Origin of the sequence: Gemmobacter lanyuensis, from assembly GCF_014652355.1 — a bacterium.
Lineage (GTDB): Bacteria > Pseudomonadota > Alphaproteobacteria > Rhodobacterales > Rhodobacteraceae > Gemmobacter > Gemmobacter lanyuensis.
This window is the reverse complement of record NZ_BMYQ01000023.1, coordinates 1-20,229: the sequence shown is the minus strand read 5'-3', so window position 1 is coordinate 20,229 and position 20,229 is coordinate 1. Positions and strand designations below refer to the sequence as shown.

12 protein-coding genes and 4 pseudogenes are annotated in these 20,229 nt (G+C 60.2%); 10 read left to right on the top strand and 6 right to left on the bottom strand.

Annotated elements, in window-relative coordinates; all coding sequences use genetic code 11:
* Window positions 1–318: 318 nt before the first annotated feature.
* The 9 genes from IE101_RS19135 to IE101_RS19095 all read left to right on the top strand — a co-directional run bounded on the left by IE101_RS19135 (window position 319) and on the right by IE101_RS19095 (window position 16,942).
* Window positions 319–681, top strand: a complete 363-nt coding sequence (locus tag IE101_RS19135; RefSeq protein ID WP_229804322.1) for a hypothetical protein — start codon at window positions 319–321, stop codon at window positions 679–681.
* A 1,061-nt stretch (window positions 682–1,742) separates the two neighbouring features.
* Window positions 1,743–4,895, top strand: a complete 3,153-nt coding sequence (locus IE101_RS19130) for an AAA domain-containing protein (protein WP_189635446.1) — start codon at window positions 1,743–1,745, stop codon at window positions 4,893–4,895.
* Window positions 4,896–5,274: 379 nt separating this feature from the next.
* On the top strand, window positions 5,275–6,471 hold the full coding sequence (locus IE101_RS19125; protein WP_189635445.1) for a coiled-coil domain-containing protein: 1,197 nt from the start codon (window positions 5,275–5,277) through the stop codon (window positions 6,469–6,471).
* A 12-nt stretch (window positions 6,472–6,483) separates the two neighbouring features.
* Window positions 6,484–8,736: a chromosome segregation ATPase-like protein gene (locus IE101_RS19120; RefSeq protein WP_189635444.1), complete on the top strand. Its 2,253-nt coding sequence runs from the start codon at window positions 6,484–6,486 to the stop codon at window positions 8,734–8,736.
* 410 nt (window positions 8,737–9,146) lie between these two features.
* Entirely contained in the window at window positions 9,147–10,247 is a 1,101-nt protein-coding gene (locus tag IE101_RS19115) for a hypothetical protein (RefSeq protein WP_229804320.1), read from the top strand.
* Window positions 10,244–12,628, top strand: a complete 2,385-nt coding sequence (locus IE101_RS19110; RefSeq protein ID WP_189635442.1) for a hypothetical protein — start codon at window positions 10,244–10,246, stop codon at window positions 12,626–12,628. The genes IE101_RS19115 and IE101_RS19110 overlap by 4 nt, the downstream gene beginning before the upstream one ends.
* 153 nt (window positions 12,629–12,781) lie before the next feature.
* Window positions 12,782–14,008 carry an IS256 family transposase gene (locus IE101_RS19105; protein ID WP_189635441.1) on the top strand — a complete coding sequence of 409 codons (1,227 nt, stop codon included), beginning with the start codon at window positions 12,782–12,784 and terminating at the stop codon, window positions 14,006–14,008.
* A 120-nt stretch (window positions 14,009–14,128) separates the two neighbouring features.
* On the top strand, window positions 14,129–15,703 hold the full coding sequence (locus tag IE101_RS19100) for a COG3904 family protein (protein ID WP_189635440.1): 1,575 nt from the start codon (window positions 14,129–14,131) through the stop codon (window positions 15,701–15,703).
* A gap of 96 nt (window positions 15,704–15,799) precedes the next feature.
* Window positions 15,800–16,942 (top strand): hypothetical protein, encoded by a 1,143-nt coding sequence (locus tag IE101_RS19095; protein ID WP_189635439.1) that lies wholly within the window; start codon window positions 15,800–15,802, stop codon window positions 16,940–16,942.
* Between the two features lie 112 nt (window positions 16,943–17,054).
* Here the strand turns inward: IE101_RS19095 and IE101_RS19090 are convergent.
* Window positions 17,055–17,213: pseudogene (locus IE101_RS19090) on the bottom strand (IS5/IS1182 family transposase); the annotation flags it as partial.
* Window positions 17,214–17,608: 395 nt separating this feature from the next.
* Between IE101_RS19090 and IE101_RS19085 the strand changes: the two are divergent.
* A pseudogene (locus IE101_RS19085) lies at window positions 17,609–17,950 on the top strand (transposase); the annotation flags it as partial.
* Window positions 17,951–18,262: 312 nt separating this feature from the next.
* On the opposite strand, the gene IE101_RS19080 reads toward IE101_RS19085, so the two are convergent.
* The 5 genes and pseudogenes from IE101_RS19080 to IE101_RS19885 all read right to left on the bottom strand — a co-directional run.
* The gene (locus IE101_RS19080; protein ID WP_189635438.1) at window positions 18,263–18,595 is read right to left on the bottom strand and encodes a type II toxin-antitoxin system RelE/ParE family toxin; all 333 of its coding nucleotides are present in this window, start codon (window positions 18,593–18,595) and stop codon (window positions 18,263–18,265) included.
* A complete protein-coding gene (locus tag IE101_RS19075) occupies window positions 18,595–18,888 on the bottom strand; it encodes a hypothetical protein (protein WP_189635437.1) in 294 nt (97 codons plus the stop codon). Before IE101_RS19075 ends, IE101_RS19080 begins: the two co-directional genes overlap by 1 nt.
* 174 nt (window positions 18,889–19,062) lie before the next feature.
* Window positions 19,063–19,410 (bottom strand): annotated as a pseudogene (locus IE101_RS19070) (ATP-binding protein); the annotation flags it as partial.
* Window positions 19,411–19,514: 104 nt separating this feature from the next.
* A pseudogene (locus IE101_RS19065) lies at window positions 19,515–20,066 on the bottom strand (IS66 family transposase); the annotation flags it as partial.
* Window positions 20,048–20,229, bottom strand: a 182-nt coding sequence (locus IE101_RS19885; protein WP_229804318.1) for a hypothetical protein, incomplete at its 5' end; no start/stop codon positions are given. The pseudogene IE101_RS19065 and the gene IE101_RS19885, both read right to left, overlap by 19 nt.

Here is a 20,229-nt window from a genome sequence, read left to right as displayed (position 1 = left end):
CTGAAACGCCGACACCCGAAAAACCAAAAAACAGGGAATAACTGTCGAAGTCCGGATGTCAGGCTGTGCAGGAATATTCCACGTGGCACCGCGATCTTTTATGAGGATCCAGACCCTGGCATGAGGGAAGTGAGGATTCCGTTCAGGTACCAAAATGGCCACGAGATCCACGTTGAAACTCAGGAGTGATAATTAAAGAGCCATCTTGGGACGCTGCCCAAGGTGCAACTTCAATTCATCTCACGATAATGACGGACTTGCTTCTCGTCCCATTCAAAACTTGAGAAGTTCACCACCAAATCAGGGAATCCTGAAATCATGAAGAAAATCACAAAAAATCTGATCATCGCTTTCGGCATCGTATACTGCACTGGTGTCGTGGCGAATGCACAGTCGGTCACTTGTCGAGCTGACATATTTGGCAATACTACGTGCAGCAATGGCACCAGCTACAGATCAGATCAGTTCGGCAATACCTATGACAACCGGGGCAACAGCTGGAGAAGCGATGGGTTCGGAAATACCTATGGTAGCGATGGTCGTGTTTTCCGATCAGACGGCTTCGGAAACACCCGCGACAATCGCGGAAATAGCTGGCGTCGCGACGGGTTCGGGAACACCTATGGCAGCGACGGAACAACTTGCAGAACTGGCGGCTTTGGCATGACATTCTGTAACTGATTGGATGCCACTGTGGCCATGATGCGCTGCTGGTCAGGATTTCGGTAACGGTGCCGGCCCAGCCAGGCTTGGCACCCTAATTAGCGCGCATCTTGGGCCAACTTGGCATGGTTGGGCAGTCCTCGCCAAGGTCAGCAGGATGCATAAGGAGTTCGGTCAGAACATATCTCAGGTCACTGGCTTTGTGTTATTTATTGCGATTTATGTCGCCAGCTGCTGTAGGGTTTTCTATAATTTTGGCCAAAGCCCTGCAGTTTCGGTTCCGCCCGTGAAGCACCGCCCCCACCCGGAGGAACAAGATGACCTGCAGCGTCGGCCCCCGGTCGATGACAGGCTTCCGAAACAACGCTCAGGTGCCTGATGCGGCCTGAAATCCAGAGCTCCAAGATGTCGTTGGCCCGACTGCAGGCCTCGAGGTCATCCATGAGCGCGGTTTCAGTGATGCCGTGGTCTCTACCGGTGCTGACCCGGTCGAGCAGGTCAATCATATAGGCACATTGGGTTTGCATTGAGCCAGCAGCATATTGGCGGCCATGGCACCGACCTCGGACAGAAACATGCGCTTTGGATGCGCTCAGACGAAGAGGGCCGAACACAACAGCTGATGAGAGCAAAAAGAAAGCACCGCTTCCACGGTCGGTGGCGCATCTGCAATACAGCTTGACTGAGGTGGCCCCGTTACCGAGTCCTGCTGAGTTGGACTTTTGGGTCTGTCCGGCACGTTAACCCGAGATTTTGGATGAAAACGGCGCCTCGACCGTCCTGAGGCACTGCTTTCGGACATGCATCTCGGCTCGGGGTCTGCCTTCTTCAGCAGGGCATCTCGGTTTCATAATCGTTCCGCCCGAGCCGACAGAACCTCCGGGATGTTGGGGAAGAAACCTCTTGGCTGCCTTCGGGAAGCAGGATCAAGATTAATCTTTGCGACCATACGACGACGGCTTGCATGGTCATGGAAAAATTGAAATATTCCCTGACGTTATAACCGTAAACTGCTTCTTCAATCGATGATGCAGACCGATGATACGCCAAAGCTGACCGTGTTTCTGGATTGAGAGTAGATGTCTGTCTTATTGCGCACCGTCAAGGCGTTTCCCCGCGGGCGTACCACGGAAGAGCTCTACGCACTTCTGGGTACCACGTTCCAACATGAAGAGCGTATGGCGCTTCTGGGCGAACTTGAGGCTCTTTCCCGGCAAGGAAGCATCCGCAGGCGTCAGGACGGACGCTGGATCCCCATCGATCCTCCGGCGGTGACGTCGTCTGGAAACCCTGTCTCTCAGCCGGGTAGCGTTCTTCCCGAGTCGTCGACGATCGTCGCGGCGACGTTTAACAGGACAGAAATCGACGTCTCGCCGCTGGCCGAAGAGAATACGGCCGACAGCGATATGATCAACCCGAAGGCGCTGCTGCGCTATTGGCGTTCGGCTCTGCGCGCCGATCCAAGGGGGGCAATTACCGAGGCATTCGATCGTCACGGCGCAGTTTGGCACCTGATTTCGGGGCAGGGGCCGCTGCTGCCGGACGAGGGGCAGGTCGTGCGCCTGCGCATCGATCTTGACGCGCTGGCGCCAGAGTTCCGTGCAGCCCTTGTGAAGCGCGAAGCGAACGAGAATGCTCTGGCGATAGGCTGGCCGCTGGCATTCGGGCGCCGGTCCGGCGTGCCTGCGATCTGGCCGGTGGGTCTGATTGCGGCCGAATGGCGCCGTGTGTCAGGCTTTCTGGAAATTGACGTTTCGGCCGATGATGTGCTGGTCAACCCCGATTGGTTACGAGGCGCAGCGCGCAGCTCCGGCTGGTCTGAGAAAGATCTCGAAGAAGTCTTTGCCGAAGCCGATGGTGTTGGCCTCGAATGCGAAGAATTTCTGTCGCGGTTGCGTGACGCTGCCGCCACGCAGGTCAGGGGCAAGCTGTCTGGCGCTTGGCTTTGTCCCGAGATCGATCTGCGGTCGCAGGGCATCTTCGATGCGGCGGCACTGTTTCTGCCCGAGGACAGCAGCTTTACCGCCGGTGCAGTGCGCGATCTCGATTCAATCGCAGAATGGCCGGAGGCACAACTGGCTCGTACTGCGTTGGCGCCGATTTTGGGGCTGACTTCCACCCATCAGCCTGCAGTTGTCGCCGCACTCAACGTCGGCGCGTTGAATGCCGAGCAGATCAGCGCGGTTAGGGCTGCCTGTTCGGCGCCTCTGACCGTCGTCACCGGCCCGCCTGGTACGGGCAAGTCGCAGGCGATCGTCTCGATGGCGGCTTCTGTGCTGATGGCGGGTGGATCAGTGCTTGTCGCCTCGAAGAACCATCAGGCGCTGGATGCGGTTCAGGATCGGTTGGGTGGCCTTGCCCCCGAGGCGCCTTTCGTCGTGCGCACACTTGATCCTTCCGGCGAGGTGGATCGGTCCTTTTCAACGGTTCTGCGTGACCTTGTGCAGGGAGACACCGGGCCCCCGCGTCCTCTCGACGATCTGCTGCGCGACAGGCTTAACGAGCTTGCGAGGAGTCGGGCTCTGGCGCTTGATCTTGTCACGCGGCGCGGCAAGATCGAATGTGCGATCGCCGATTTGCTCGAGCGCATCGAAGCTCGCAGAAAGCTTCAGCAACCCGAAAGCCCGGCGCCTGTGCCAGATAACGCGGTGCGTGCGGGTCTTGCCGCGCGGGCGTTGGCCCTGCTGCGCTCTCTCTTCGTTGGTGCCTCGGCCGACGGGAAAACGGCGGGCCCCGCGCTCTCGGGGCTTGCCGCACTCGAGGCCGATCTCGCGAGGCTGCGCACCGAGCGCGACGGCCTTGCCGATCCGCCCGACGTCATCGGACTGACATCCGAAATTGCGGATATTGCCTGCAAGGTGCTTGCGGCGGTGTTGATGGCGCGCACCACCGTTTCCGACGAGTCCCGTGATCGCCTTGACGAGGCGAAGGCCGACCTCGATTTCGCTGGGAACAAGGCTGGACTGCCGCCGGATCTGGTGCAGTCGGTGCTTGCCCATCGTCCGCTCTGGCTTGTGTCCGTGCTTGGTGCGCCCAAGCGCCTGCCGCTCGAGGCGGGGCTGTTTGATCTGGTTATTTTCGACGAGGCGAGCCAATGCGACATCGCTTCGGCCCTGCCGTTGTTTGCCCGGGCGCGCCGCGCCGTTGTTGTCGGCGACAATCGGCAACTGAATTTCATCCCGCAGCTTGGGCAAGCGCAAGACCGCAACCTGATGCAGGCGCAGGCGCTTCCCGTCGCGCGCATGGGCCGCTTTGCACAAAGTCGGCAATCGCTTTTCGACTTAGCGCAGAGGATGCCGGGGACGGAGCGGATCCTGTTACGGCAGCAATATCGGTCCGTCGGTCCAATCGTCGACTATATCAGTCGTGAATTCTACGGATCGGAACTGAAGACCGCCTATGACCCGGCAACCATCCGTCCCCCCGCCGATGTGAAACCTGGACTGGCTTGGACCCATGTCCCGCCCCCGGCAACGCTTGACGCCAACAACGTTAACCGGGCCGAGGTGGCAGCGATCGTTGCGCATGTTGAACAGTTGCTGGTGCGAGAAGGATATGCCGGCACGCTGGGCGTAACCTCTCCATTCCGGGGGCAAGTTCATGCCATCGAACAGGCCATCCACAGTGCTATCCCTTCACACAAGCTCGAAGCCGCCGAGTTCCGCGTGGCGACCGTCGACGGGTTTCAGGGGCAGGAGCGCGACGTGATCCTGTTCTCACCGACGCTCACGGCCAGCAGCCGCATGACCTCGATCAGCTTTGTGCAGAAAGATCACCGCCGTCTGAACGTCGCAATCTCGCGCGCACGGGCGGTTGCGCATGTGTTTGGAGATCTCGATTTTGCTCGGGCACGAACGGTCCGGACCCTTGCCTCCCTTGCTGCGGCGGCCACGGAACCGCGACAGCGCAACGGCGAAGGGGGCATCGACAGCCATTGGGAACGCATTCTCTATCACGCCTTGAAAGCGCGTGGCCTGAACCCGATGCCACAATATGACATCGCAGGGCGGAGGCTCGATTTCGCGCTGTTCGGCACCGGGGGGATCAAGCTCGATCTTGAAGTGGACGGGAGACAATTCCACCAAACTGCGGATGGCCGACGCAAGCTGTCGGACCATTGGCGAGACCATCAATTGAAGTCCCTTGGCTGGCGGGTGCGCCGGTTCTGGGTGGACGAACTTGCCCAAAACATGGAGGCGTGCCTTGACCTCGTCGAACGAGACCTTTCGTAGATCGCGGACCCATACGATCCTTGCCGCCAGCCTTTCCGCCATCTCGGTCGTAGGTCTTGGGGGGCTTGGGCTGCAAATGAGTGGCCTGCATGAACGCTTTGGCCAGATCGCGGGAGACATCGACTATTTCACTGCAGAACAGACACGGTTGCGCGACGGGCGAGATGCCTTGGTCAGCGAACGCGCGACGCTCGACCAGACCATCGCCACGCTGCGCGGCGAAAAGTTAAAGCTTGAGACGGAAAAAGAAGATGTGATCCGGCTGCGGGATGCCGCTGTTTCTGAACGCGATGCGGCGGCGGCAGAGCTGGAGACGATTGCGGCGGGTCTTGCCGAAGCCAAGGCGACAATTGCGAGGGCAGAAGATCTTGCCGGGGATGTGCGCGGTCTCGAGAACCAGAAGAACGTTCTTGATCGGGATATCGAAGCTTTGGGTGAGGCGAAATCCAGAGCCGCGGCTGTGATCGAGGATTTGACCCGAGACCGGGACTCTTTGTCAAAGGATGTCGATGGGTTGACGAAAACCCGTGACGATCTGCGCGGACAGCTTGAAAAGGCGCAGGATGATCTGACGCCGTTGCTGGCGCAGGCATCAGAGCTTGCAGCGCGGGTCAAGGGGTTCGAAACGAGAGCTCAGGAACTTGCAGATGTCGAGGCGAGATTGGCTGCTTCCCGGTCGGATCAGGCCAAGGCCGAAGCACGTCTTGCAGAGCTTGGCCCGAAGGTATCGGATCTTGAGACGCGGAAATCGACGCTCGACGCATCGATCACAGATCTGATAGCGCAAAGCGAAACTCTGACAGGAGAGGTTCAGGCCGCGCAGGCGCGCAGCCGCAGCCTGACGGCGCAGGCGGATGATGCGCAGGCGCGCCTGACCGAGGTGTCGGCAAAGATCGATGCGCAAAACACTCAGTTGACCGAGGCGCAAAAGGCGCTGTCAATTGTCAAGGCGGAACGGGACGATGCGCAGTCTCAGGCAGAGGCACTCGCTGGACAGGTCGCGGAGCGCCGGGCGCTTCTTTCGCAGACCGAGGAAGCAAAGGCCGCCATTGCGCAATTTCAGGCAAACCAGACAGCGCTTGAAGCGGCGGTAACTCAAAAGCAGGCGGAATTGGCTCAGGCCCGGACAGGTCTTGCGACCACAACTGCCGAACTGTCGGCTGCCCAATTGGCGCTGACAGACGTCACCGCGCGCAAGGCGACGCTCGATCAGCAGATCACGACGGATCAGACCGAGCAAAGCGCGCTGCGGGCCTCGATTGCGGCATTGCAAGCGGACAAGACGCAGCTCGAGCAGGCGGTGCAAAAGTTGGAAACGTCTCTTGCAGACCTCAAGGCGCAGGCCAAGGCTGAACGCGATGCCGTCGTGACCGCGACCGCCGAAAGAGATGAGCTGCGTGCCCAGATCTCCGAGATGACCGACCGGATTGCGACAGCCCGGTCTGATGAGGCCGACGCCCGCAGCCGCGCCATCGAGGCTCAGGCAGACTTGGTCGCAATCCAACAAAAGACCGACATTGCCCGCTCGACCCCTCACGCTGCGGCGCCCGTCGCGCCTGCCACTGCCGGAAAGTAAGGGACCAAGAAGATGTTCACCGCAAATCTCATCGTCTTCGTTGCGCTTTCTGTGGCTCTGGCCATCTTGTCTTTCATCACGCTCTTTCTGGCGACGCGGCACGACAAGATCGTATCCTTGGCGGGACCGCTTGAGGAGGAGCGCGCGGTTCTTGCGCGCATCGAGGAAAAGCGCAGGACCCTGACCGATCTCGAGGGCGAGCTTACGAAGCGGCGCGAAGCTTTGGCCAACCTCGCCAATGTCGGCGCCGATTTCGATGCCCTTTCAGGAAAGCTGGCCGAGCTGCAGACTGAATGGAACCAGATGGGGGCGAGGCGCGAGGAAGTCGCGGCCTTGCGCCGCGAGACCGAGGCAGCGCAGACGTTGAAACTGGCCGTTGATGCCGAACTCTCAGCGGCACGCGCGGATCTGGCCGATGTGCGCGAACGGCTAGAAAAGGCCGAAACCCTTGTGCATCGGATCGACGCGTTGACGGCGGAAAGCCGGCAGCTTGAAGTGCGCGTCGCAGAATTGCAGACAGCTCGACAGGAACTCGAGGCTGCGAAGGAGCGCGTGGCTAACCTGCGGGATATTGAGGGCAAGCTGGGCACGCAGATCGCCGAGACCGAAGGGCTGCTCGCGTCTCGTAGATCGGATCTCGCCGAGACAGAAGAACGTATCGCCGCCACACGGGCAACGCTTGTTGTCAGCCGCCAGGAATTGGAGCAGATTGGTGCGGAACTGGCCGCCGCGCGTCAGAAGGCCATCGATCTCGAGGCAGAACGCACCACTGCGCTTGCGCGGCTGAACGCGCTGGAACGCGAAGCGCAGAGGCGCGAAACCGAAAATGCAGATCTTGAAATGCGGCTTACCTCGGCACGAACCGATCTTGGCGGCATCGAGGCTCAACTCGGCACGGCCCGTCAGCAACAGGCGGACCTGCGCGAGGAGCGCGAGCGACTGGCCGCCGAGGTGATGATCGGACAGCACAAAGTCGCCGATGTAGAGCGCGAACAGGTTTTGGCGCAAGAGCATCTAAACGGGCTTCACGCTCGAAAGGCGACGCTCGAGCAGGAGATCGAGACGAAGCGGGGTATTGCAGCGGGCGGAACCGGCGCTGCCGACGACGATCCGTTGCGCGAACTCAAGCAACCGCCGCAGGTGGTTACCCAGCTGAAGGCTTGGAAGCCAAGCGCAATCATCGCGGAAACTGATGCGCTCAAGCGGGTGCGGCGTCGCTTCGAGGCCTTCGGGCTGGACTATCCGGATCGGACGCTGCGCGCGTTCCACACCGCGATGAAGGTCAATGACACGACGCAAATGACTGTTCTGGCGGGGATTTCCGGGACCGGGAAAAGCCAGCTTCCGCGCCAATATGCGGCGGGCATGGGCATCGGTTTCCTGCAGGTTCCGGTGCAGCCGCGTTGGGACAGCCCGCAGGATCTGATGGGCTTCTACAACTACATCGAAGGGCGTTTCCGCCCCACCGACATGGCGCGGGCGATGTTCGCACTCGATGCGCAGAACAATCCCGACGCGGTGCCAGATCGGCTTCTGATTGTGCTGCTCGACGAAATGAACCTTGCGCGCGTCGAATACTACTTCTCGGACTTCCTGAGCCGTCTCGAAAGTCGCCCCGCGCGGGGCAAGGAAGGCGACAAGACGCTGCGCAAGGACGCGGAAATTGAACTCGAGATTCCGAAAGCCCAGACGCGAATATTCCCGGGCTACAACCTGCTCTTTGCTGGTACGATGAACGAGGATGAAAGCACCCAGTCGCTCTCCGACAAGGTAGTGGACCGGGCGAACGTGATGCGATTCGGGGCGCCAAAGCAGATCGCCAAGACGAAAGGCGGCGAAAGCCAGATGCCAGAGGAAGCGCTTAGCCGCGCGGTATGGGAAAAGTGGTGCGCCCGCGGTTTGCAGCCTACCGACCAGAACCGTGCAGAGGGGCGGGTGAACGATATGCTTGCGCTGATGCAGGACTTCGGCAAACCCTTCGGCCATCGTCTCGGCCGCGCCATCCTTGCCTATGCGGGGGCCTATCCGGAGGCGGAAGGCGTGGGCGACAGGGTCAACATGGCGCTGGCCGATCAGATTGAGATGCGCCTGCTGCCGAAGCTGCGCGGCGTAGATGTCGAAGACAGGAACCAGCAGTTCGATGAGCTAAAACGTAAGGCGGCCGATTTCGGCGACGATGCCTTGGCCGATGCCATCCAGGCGTCAGTCGACGCTGCAACGAATGGTGGAACCGGGCAATTCGTCTGGAAGGGGGTCGTCCGCTGATGCTGCGGCTTGCACGCCCCTGGGCCGACACGGGTCTTGCAGACGGTCAGGTCTTTGGGCCGAGACACTGTCTTTTGTCCGAAGTCACAGCGAACGACAAGGCGGGTGAGCATGTGCTGTTGATGCGGGGAGAGGCTAAAGGCGAGACCCGCCTGTTGTTGCAGCACCCTTATCCGCGCCGCGGCGCAGCCAAGGGGCCTGCCCGCGAGGGCTTTCCGCCCCGGCCGCGCAAAGGCAAGGACAAAGACAAAGTCGCCGAAGAGGACCGTCAGGCTTTTGCCGCGCTGGCCCGAATGAATGAGGTGACGGCGCGGGTGCAGGAGCTGGGCGAGGCCCTCGACGACCCCTCGACACTTTGGGCGCGGTTGCGCGCGGCGTGGGATCGGGCGGAGGATGAAGAAGATCCCCGCATGGCCGAGATCGTGCGACAAGCCCGCGGTTTGACTCCGATCCTGAAGTCCTTTCATGACCACATCCGCCGGGTCTTGCGGCGGCACCGGGAGCTAACGCCCCTCGATCGGGTGCAGGAAATGGATCGCGCCTCAATGCGCTGGCTGTCGCGTCAACCCGGGCGGACCACGGCGGAACGGGCCGGGTCCGAGCAGCGGATCATGGCGGTCGTTCGTCATCAGAATTACGACACCCTCGAGAACCGGGTCGCGCATTCCTATCTGCTGCTCGCGGTGGAGGTGGGTCGGGAATGGCTTCGGGAACACCCCCGTGCCCAAGGTAGCCAAAGATACAAGCTCGTGCAGGGATATGTAAAGTTTTGCAAGGCTTTGGCGCTTGAGCTGGGCCATCTGGGTGTCGGGATTGCCGAGCCGGATGTGACGCCGAACTATGTCCTGCTTGAGGATCGCACCTATTGTATGATCCGTGAAGCGTGGGAGGCGTTGCTCAAGCGCGAGAAGGCGCTTGACGAACTCTGGGCCTGGCAAGCCCAGACTTGGACCGACTTTTCCGTCCTCGCGATCGTGCTTGCGCTGCATGATGTCGAAGATGCGGAATTGATTGCGCAGTCCCCGATCCGCTTTCTGGCAGAATCTGCCAATGGCATCTGGTTCGAGCAGGAACGACCGATTGCCGTTTTCTGGCTGCGGAAAATCGGGCGCGTTGTCGAAGTGATGGCACGGCCCGAACGCCCGGGAACTCTTCTGACACTTGCCCGCGCCCATGTCGCATTGCGGATCTCGGATCCGCTTGATCGCAGTGCCTTTCCCCATCGGGTTGCGGTCTGGACGCCGCATGCATTGGAAAGGTTGGATCTGCCCGAAGCCGCCCAGGAAGCGGCGCGACGTCTTTCCGATCTTGCGCGCGTGCCAGGGCAACAGGAGAGGATCCGACATGGGCTGATCCTGACGCCGGGCCATCTTGAGCCGGAGGCGATCGCGATCGAGCGGAGCGGGGTCTTCGTCGAAGCCATCGCCTTTGACGCAACGGGCGCATCTTTAGCCGCGGGGCGGGCCGCGATCCGGGCTTTTCTGGCGCGTGATATTTGGGGTGGTGCATGAGCGGCCGGAAGCTTTGTGGCTACGATCTCAACGGTTGGAGCGATCGGGCCGCCCGCAACTGGCAGATCGGACCCGATGGCGAGGAGGATTTGGGGGCCGAGACAGTCCATCTTGGCGGTGCGGTCCTGAATCCAGCAGTCGTTCTAACCGGTGAAGGGCGCAGCGCGCGCTGGATCGGTGGCGCCCAGGCCGCCATCGCGCCCCATGGGCGGGGTGGCGGGTGGGGGGAAGTGGGTGCTCCCCGGCGTCGTGAAACTGTGCGTTCAATTCTGACCTGTACCAATGCACCGACTGATCGGCTGGCCGCGGCACTTTCAGGGCTTGCTGCAGGCGCAAAGGTCTGCGCGGTCGCAATCGACGAACATCCAACCGGAAGTGAGCATCTTCAGGAGCGCCTTCTTGCCGCCGTGGCAAAAGGGCGATTGGGGCGTGGGCTTCTCGTCTGGCGGTCCGTTCTGGCAGTTCTTGGCTGTCTCTCCCGAGAAGAGGCGCCGTTTGAACCGCGCGACGATCTCATGCTGGGCGTGATCGGACATGTCACGGACGGCTTCACGCTGCAACGCCTTCGCCTGCGCCGTGAAACAGGACGTCTACGTGATCTCTTCGCCCCTGAACGCCGCCGATCTGCCGATCTGGTCGAGACCTCTTTGGGCTATGCCGGGCTCTTTGCTGCAGCAAAGGAGCAGCTTGTGGCGCTTTACCCCCGGCAAAGGGGAGACTGGACTGAACAGTCACAATGCGCCGCCGCCTTGGCGCTCGGCGCGGCCGCTCGCCCCGAACTCCTGCGTACCGAGCATGGCGATTTCTTTCAGATTACCCCACCTGATACTCTTGATCTGCCCGATGCCGTGTTCCCGCGCGGTATGGCCGAGAAGCTTGGCGATTGCGACCTGGTTTTGGTCGAGACCCTGACTCTCGGAAAGTTGCGGAAAGCATTGCTACAGCGCCTTTCGGCTTCACTTCCCATGCCGTTGCTTGATCTATCCAATGAAGTCGTCGCGCGTGGGGCGCTGGAAGCCGCGCGACGTCACTCCGAGGGCGAGCCTGTCTACTTCGATTTCCTGCCGCAGATTTCCACCATAGTCTGGGGCGAACAGGGGGCGGCAAGCTACGATCTGATCGAGGCAGGGGAGACATTGCCCGCAGGCCGCGTTTATCGCTCATCACGACCGGCGCGTTTCGCCATCCAGTCCGGGCAGTCGGAATTTTCGGTGCATCTGCGCAAGGAACTGGTGAAATGGCCCCGCAAGGCGCGGGTCGATATCGGCGCTCCGGTCGCCAGCAATGTGCCCGTCGCGCTCAGCGTCGAGCAGGTGCCAGCAGCCGGTCGCGCTCGTTTGATCATCGAGGCACCGATGCTGGCGCGTCAATTCACCATTGACTGGGACGGCGCAACCGAGATCGAAAAACCTTGGGAAGAACTTGTGGCCGAACTGGACGACGCCCCCGCGACGATCCCGAAGCGGCTGGTGTTGCCCTGCGGCATGGCGCCTTGGGAGGACACCGAACAAGGCCCGGGGCTCGCCACCCTTCTGGCGCAGAATGCCGCTCGCAAGACCGTCGATTGGGCTGGCCTTGCCACGAAACTCGCCTCGCGCCCGAAGGGGCAATATTGCATTTCCAGTGACGGTTTGTTGCCAGAACAGGTGCCGCCGCACGCCCGTGAGCTTCTGTACAAGTTGACGGTGCAGGCGCTGTTGCATGTCAAAGATCGTATCGCCGGGAGGATCGAAGACGACAACCAATCGCTGAGATTCCTGACGTGGCAGTTCCGCCGGTCACCGCCTGAACTACCAGAGTTCCTGCTCGAGGCATGGGAGGCGAACTCGCCGCTGTTCCGCCATCCCTTTGTGAAGCACCATATGAGTTGGGTCCTTGTCTATCAGGGCTTTGGCCGCACCTGCCGTAGTCCCGCTCAGGAGCAGGCAATGTTTCAGCGGCTGTTTCAACGCCCCATTCCTCAGTGGGTCTACAAGCAGGAAACCGCCGCAGCCGCGTTCCTTCTGTCGCGTTCCGATACCGCACCCATGGCTTTGGGACGCCCCGAGATCGAGCGCCTTGTCGCCCGGGTGTTGCACGAATTCCAAGATCAGGTTGGAACCAACTATACCAAGTTCAACTATGCGCCCTTCCTGATGGCCGGGCTTTTGCGCTGTCGTTTGAAGACCCGGAATGCTCTTGTCATCGGGCAGGACCCCTTGGCCGAGAAACTGGGGGAGGCGGTCGAAAGCACGATTGATGATTTCGGCAGGAAACGAAACCGCAATGCCATCTTCGAACGCGCGGCCCATCGCTACAAGCCGCTGATGCATCAACTTTTAGATGAGCTGCGCGGGCGAGGCGGAAACCCGGATTTGCTACTGGATCTTTATGAAAGCTAGTTGTTGATTTCCACCCAGAACTGATGGGGTGGATACCCCCTCCCGACGGCATCGGGTTGTGTCTCGGAAGTGGTGGAAATTCGAAGGCGGCGTAATCTCCGGGTGAACTGCAACCACCCAGCCGGCGGCGCCAACCGCCAGGGAGATCACGCCATGACCGAGATTACCCAGAACCCCGCGCTTTCGCTACTGTCCGACGCGGCGGGCTACGACCCGATCGAGGATCGCCTGCGGGCGAGCGTCCGTGCCACGATCGAGACGATGTTCGAAGAAGAGTTGGCCGATTTTCTCGGCCGCCTGCGCTATGGCCGATCCGAAGGCGCCGCGAAAGGCTATCGTCACGGGCACCGGGAGCGCCAGCTGACCGGAACTTTCGGCACCGAAACCCTGCGGGTGCCGCGCGCGCGGATCGAGGCCGAAGACGGCAAGGTCACGGAATGGCGGTCGAAGGCGTTGCCGCGCTACCGTCGACTGACGAAGAAGGCAGAAGCTCTGATCGCGGCGGTCTACCTTGCGGGCACCAACACCCGTCGGGTGAAACGGGCGCTGGTCAGCCTGTTCGAGGGCGCCGTGAGCAAGGACGTGGTCAGCCGCACCTGGCGCAAGGTGAAGGTGGATTGGGAGGCCCGGTCGGCGCGCAGCCTGGCCAATGAGGACATCGTGCGGTTGATCCTTGATGGCACCGTGGTTCGCACGCGCCTGGACAAGAAGGCGACGAATATCTCGGTTCTGGCGGCCCTCGGGGTGCGCCGCGACGGGCAAAAGGTGCTGCTCGCCATCCAGAACATGGGCGGCGAAAGCACCGCAGCTTGGGGTCAATTCCTTGCCGATCTCGATGCACGGGGCCTGAAGCGGCCCGAATTCGTCATCGTCGATGGCGCGCCTGGGCTTGAAGCGGCCCTCGTGGCGCTGTGGGGCGAGGACTTGGCCATCCAGCGCTGCACGGTCCACAAGCATCGCAACCTGTTGGCCCATGCCCCCAAGCACCTCCACGACGAGTTGACCGAGGATTATCGTGACATGGTCTACGCCGACAGCGCCGCCGAGATCGAAACGCGCCGCAAGGCGTTCGTGCGGAAATGGCGGCTCAAATGCCGGGCGGTGGCCGAGAGCCTCGAAGAAGCGGGCGAACGCCTGTTCACCTTCACCCGGCTTGACCCGTCGCAATGGAAATCCGCGCGCACAACCAACGCGATCGAGCGCTTGAACGAGGAATTCCGCCGCCGCATCAAGACCCAGACCGTGTTGCCCTGTGCGCAAACCGTGCCGATGCTGCTCTGGGCCATGCTCGCGGCGGGACAGATCCAGATGCGCAAGGTCGACGGTTGGGAAACCCTGTCACAGCCCCTCGAGCCGATGCCCCTTGACCTCGCCGCTTGAGGAAGCGAACCTTGAAAGGCTCGGAGGCCGCGCGCAGGCAATTTCCACCACCTTCGAGACACAACCTCAAGAAGCTTGACGTGTTTTATTGAGTTCGTTCTGGTGGAGGAGAGTATAAACATGTTGAAAATCGTTCCTGCTGTCATATTGCTCGGTCTTATTGTCGGGTGCGGACCGCAGGCAGCACGAGCGGCAGATATCCAGATCTTCGCGGATCCAGCAATACCCGAACTTTCCGGGAACTACCTGATCCACATTGACGGACTGATCGAAGATGGGGATGCCGATAAGCTTGAGGCCGTCGTTGCTGATCTTCCAAAAGGCAGGGACAATTTTTTACTTGTCGCTCTAAATTCTCCAGGCGGCAATCTCGCAGAGGGATTGAGAATGGCAGACGTCCTCCAAGCTGCCGAAATCCAGGTTGTCACCGACGTCATGGGGTTCGGCGGGACTCCAGCCGACTGCGCCTCTGCTTGCTCGCTGGTTTATCTCGGCGGAACATACCGTTATCTTCAGGAGGGGTCCCGCCTCGGCGTCCACCAATTTGCGTTCGAGACCGACGATATCGCCGCAAAATCCGAGACGACGAGGCAGGTTCAGCGCATGGCGGCGAACATCACTGATCTTTTGTCCCGCGCTTATGTCGATCCAGGCTTCTTTACCTTGATGGGCAAGACTGCGCCGGAGGATATAAACTGGGTTGATGCGGAGACACTCCGCAAATTGAACGTCCTCAATCGCGAAAGAGTCTATCAGGAGAACGACTTCAATCTGAACGATGGACGGATGAGTCTCGTGATGTCCAGTGTTGGTATGTTTGGTATACATCGTCTGACGGCCAGCTGTGAAAATGGCACACTGGCCTTCTTGTCGGAGACGGGGGTGTCCGAAGCCAGGACCGCCCTGACTGCCGACATGAGCGGAGAGCAGATTGCCTCGGAGTTCGAGTTCCGGATCCTTGCACAAGGCTACCGCACCCCGCCAGCTAAGCATCTGACTCAGGGCTACGAGGAGGATTTTGTTTTTTCATCCTTCAGCCTTGATGAAATCACCCTGTCCGCTTTGAGCACTGCGCAAACGATGGACGTACGGCTGGTCAGGGAAAATGGCCTATTCCTAGGCAGCAAGTTCGACCTGCGGGATGGTCGGCTTTCAGAGTTGATCTCCGATTGCTCGGGCATTGTTGGCCAACACCCATCCATATTGGGGGGAAAGCCCGACAATGAAGAGAGTCTTTCTCCCGTCTATGCGGCCTCGTATCTGCTCGCTGTATCGGAAGCATCTCCCAAGTCTCCAGTCGCTCAGGGTGATTTGACACTGGAAGAAGAGGCCTTGGCGCGGTACTTGCGCTATCTGGAAGAGTGGTCCCTTCCGAACGCCGAGGCATTGACGGCGATGGAGGCGTTCTATTTCCCCGAGTTGTATTTTTACGGCAAGACGCTTTCGCGCGAAGAGCTGATGGACGAGAAGCGAACCTTCGCGGAGCGCTGGCCCGTCCGGCAGTATACAGCCCAACCTGAAGGAATGGAGATCAGATGCCTTGAGTCCGGATGTCTGGTTGCTGCCTTTGTGAACTGGGAGGCATTTAGCCCAGAGCGAAACAAGTCCGCGTCCGGAGTAGCTTGGTATGGACTGGGATTTGACGCAAGGACCGGGCTGATTGTGCTTGAGGATGGCAAAAGCCAAAAGCGGTAGGGCGAGCGGAGGGCTGAACTGTAGGGAGTTGCTCCCCGCGATGTTGTTTTTCAATCAGGAACGGTGCTCCGGTTTCCCCAGCAAGGAATCTTTGCGATGTTTGATTTCCGTTTTTTTCGGGTTGCCGCATTGGCAGCTGGAATTTTCGTTTCTGCCGATGCCCGTGCAGCCGAAATCCTGATGATTGATGGGATGTCTGCGGACCAGAAGATAATCATGGTCCGTGGCGAGATCGTAAGAGGGGATGACTCCACTTTTTTCGACCTTACAGAACAGGCAGAGAAGGCAATCGTATATCTCGAGTCCCCCGGTGGTGATGTGGCCACCGGGCTTTCTATCGGCGCAGAGATCGCGCTGCGCGGTTTCACCACCCTTGTTTTGGAAGGACCTGGCTGTCACTCAATCTGCGCCGTCATCTGGGTTTCAGGCGTTCGCAGATACATGGGGCCGAGAGCAGACATCAGCGTTCATGCAGCCTACGAGTTGGTCAAGAAAGAGGATGGAACGGTTTTCGCCCCAGTTTCCGGCGCAGCAAATGCGTCGATTGGAGCATATCTGAACGAGGTTGGGTTAAGCCGCGAAGCCATTGAGTATTTCACCACGGCAAGACCCGACGAAACACTCCTGCCCATTACGCCCGAAATCGCACAGGTTCTCGACATTGAGGTCTATCTCCAAGACGGTAGCGAAACTTCTCCACCGTCGGATCGTCCAACACCAAGTCAGCTTGTCGAGGTGATGACCGACTACATGGTACTGATGACCCAATGTAACGAGCTGATTGAGGCCGATCAGGGTTTTCTCGACGCGCAATCAAAAGCTGCAGTCAAAGTAGCATATGACACCTTCGACGAGCGGCTTATTGCCCGACTTTTCTCCCATCAGGTACAAACTGCGAAAGTTCAGATGTCTGAAGAGGGGCAAGTGCGATTTTGTCTTCGGACGGAAGAAAACCTGCGAGCGCACGGAAAGAATACAGGCATCACCGGCCCGAGCTTCGACTGCGGACTGGCTGCATCCGAAACCGAAACCGCAATATGCTCCTCGCGCGACTTATGGACGCTGGACCGTGTCATGTCACGCGTCTATTTTTACTATAAGCGTATGGCAAATGGTGCTCAGGCAAGCGCTTTTCTCAACACCCAACGCAGCTGGCTGACGCGCCGCGACGAATGCGGGGGAGATGTTGCTTGCCTGCGGGAGCGCTATTCATCGCGCCTCTTTGACTTCGGTTTCTGACAAGCAGGACAGCCATCGATGCGGTCGCGCGATGGGCGCGACCACTATCTTCTTGGTCCGATTGGGCGTTGTTGCGCAACGCCTGCCTGGGGGGTGATGCCCCCCTTACCCTTCAGGCCCAGGCCACACGAATGATCTCGGCCGTTCCGAGGGCCGAGAAGCGGTTCATGAGGGCGATGCGGATCTGGATTTCAGCAGTTTGGCGGTCGGGGTCTCTGGCGGCGATGCGTTCGCCGAAGGCCTTGAGGCACCGCATCTTCGCCTTGACCTGCCATGGGATTTTTCCTCCATCTCGATTAGAGTCCGGTCCATGGAGAGGGCGGGCGATGAAGAAGGCACGACTGACGGAAGAGCCGCGGCGGGTGCCGCTGATCAGGACGCGGGTCTTGTCTTCAGGTAAGCTTTCGGTGAGTGCCGCCTGCTTTGATTGAGCAATTGGTTGTAAGGCATTGCCTTATGGCATGCGCTTCAGTTGTTTCACCGGTCGAGATCTTTGCCGTGGACGATGTTGGTCGTCGTCGGCACTGGTCTGATGCGGACAAGGTTCGGATCGTCGAGGAAAGGATGCTGCCCCAGGGCGTGGTGTAGGTTCTGGCTGAGGTGGTCACCGGCGATGTTCCGGTAGGGTCTGGTTGCTGACACCAACCTGGACCAGAGATTCCACCGATGACCACCGACATGATGAACCTGCGCGACCTTGTCGAGAAGACCCCTGATGCGGATCTTCTGCGCGAGATGATCGGCTTTGCCGCCGAACGGCTGATGGAGCTGGAGGTCGGCGCCGCAACGGGCGCGGTCTATGGCGAGAAGGACCCGGCGCGGCTGGCGCAGCGCAACGGCTATCGGGATCGGGACTGGGAGACCCGGGCGGGGACCGTCGAGCTGCGCATCCCGAGGCTGCGGAAGGGCAGCTACTTCCCGGGCTTTCTCGAGCCGCGCAGGATGGCGGAGAAGGCCCTGACGGCAGTGATCCAAGAGGCCTATGTTCAGGGCATCTCGACGCGATCCGGCGCCCGCCATCGCCGCCATGGCTGAGAGCCTTAGCGGCCGGCCACGCACATCAGCCAGCGCCGCGGTGCTGGCCAGATGATCTGGCAAGAGCTGCCAGTCCCCTCGATCCTCCTTGATGCCAGAATGGGCGTAGAACCGCTGCTCGGTCAATTGCTGCATGTGATTTCGGGCGATGCAAGATTATGAAATACAATCAAAGGATGATTTTCGCGCAAAGGCAACGGGAATACTTCGGCGCAAATATCGTACATAATCAAAATTATCAGTCTTTTGGTAAGATATTGTAAGAAAAGGAAAAATGGCGAGTTCTTAGAACTCGGAGCCCTTCCGCTCTGCCCCAAGTGACTCCCAATCCTGACCGCCGAAGGCAACAAGGGCGATCTGAAGAACTTCGCGCTCGAGGTCTGCGCGGAACACGATGGTCAGGCGATGACCTCGGCCGCCATGGCGGACCAACCATCCGTCCAGCGCACCCGTCAGGCGCATGCCAGACATCGGGTTTGCAGCGATGTCGCTGAGGAGATCGTCGATTTCGTCAAGCCGACGCGCGGCGGCACCGAAGTCGCCTTGCGTGACCTCGACGATATGGTCAACGATCCCGACCAGGTCGCGCTCGACCAGCGGGTGCTTGCTCTGGCGCATCAGGATTTCATGCCGGTCTCTTGGGCAGACTTCAGCCGAGCCAGATGGTCTCGCGCGCTCGATGTGAAGGTACCAAGCGCGGCCACCGGTTCCCATTGATCCGGCGGCAAGGCGAGGCGCCGTTGCACCTCGGCTTCCAGCAAGGTGCGTTCGCGCTCCCTCGCGGCCTTGGCACGAGCCATCTCCCCAGAGACCGCAGCGCTGACATTGGGATATTCCCCGGCCTCGACCAGTTCGCGGGCGAAGGCGAAGGCAGCGTCAGTGAAGCTCACGCTCTGCTTATGGACGGTCATCCGGTGGCCCCTGCCGTGGTGTTCCATTGGAGCACCATAACGCGTTATTCAGTTTCCGGCAATCGGCCTGTGGCTTCAGGATGCAACCAGATACCCACGTCTGTTGATTTCCACCCAGAAGTGACCCGGGTTTTTCATCGAGATTTGACCCGCCTGAAGGTTATGTTCTGCGGGTTACGATGGGGTCAAGACATGCGTGGCCTCCCGTTTCGTTTTTGCTACTGCTGAGCTGGCTTTGAATCGGAAGCTGTCGTTGCCTGTCTCTAGGATGTGGCAGCGGTGGGTGAGACGGTCGAGGAGCGCCGTGGTCATCTTTGCGTCGCCAAAGACGGTGGCCCATTCGCTGAAGCTTAGGTTGGTGGTGATGACGACGCTGGTCCGTTCGTAGAGCTTGCTCAGCAGATGGAACAACAGCGCGCCGCCTGAGGCGCTGAACGGCAGGTAGCCCAGTTCGTCCAAGATCACGAGGTCGAGCTTGGTCATTGCCTCGGCAATCTGTCCGGCTTTTCCCTTGGCCTTTTCCGTATGCGACGGCTAGGCCCCATTGATTTGGCGCTTGTGCGGTGCCGCGAGGGTGCGGAGCGTAGTGTGGCCGGTAGCTCGTCAGGGACTACGAGACGAGGTCCCTATGTATCCCGACCCTGCTGAGCGTAGGCCCACGGCATCAGGGCCTCGATGTCTTGGGCGAGATGGCCGTTGGCGAGCTTCGTGAACAGATCGCGCAAAAACGCATAGGGTTCGACGCCGTTCATTTTGCAGGTGCCAATCAGGCTGGCGAAGCGAGCCCAGTTACGACCACCTTCGTCATGGCCAGCGAAGAGCGCATTGCGGCGGTTCATGGCAGGGCTGCGGATGGCGTTTTCGACGAGGTTGGAGTCGATGTCGACGCGACCATCCTCGAGGAACAGCCGGAAGCCGTCCTGACGTTTCAGCATGTAGGCCATGGCCTCACCGAGGTCAGATTTGCGCGACACACGCGCGGCCTGGGCCGCCAGCCAGGTGAAGAACGCATCGACCAGCGGGCGCGACAGCTCTTGCCGGACAGCCCGGCGACTATCCGGGTCCGAGCCACGGATGGCGTCCTCGACCTTGTAGAGCGCCGCGATGCGCAGCAGCGCCGCGTCGACGATGGGCGATCCCTTCTTGGGCGCGGCCTTGATCAGCTTCCTGCGGCCATGATGGCATGGATGCCCCCTCTCGCCCAACCTCCAAATGTTGGTGCAAGCTGAAGCGGCAGATCGGCAACAAGGAGGGTAGAGATGACTGAGCCAATTGCACTTGTCGGGGCCTTGAGCAGCTCCATGTCGTCGGGCAGGGAAAGATCATCGGTCCGCATACCGC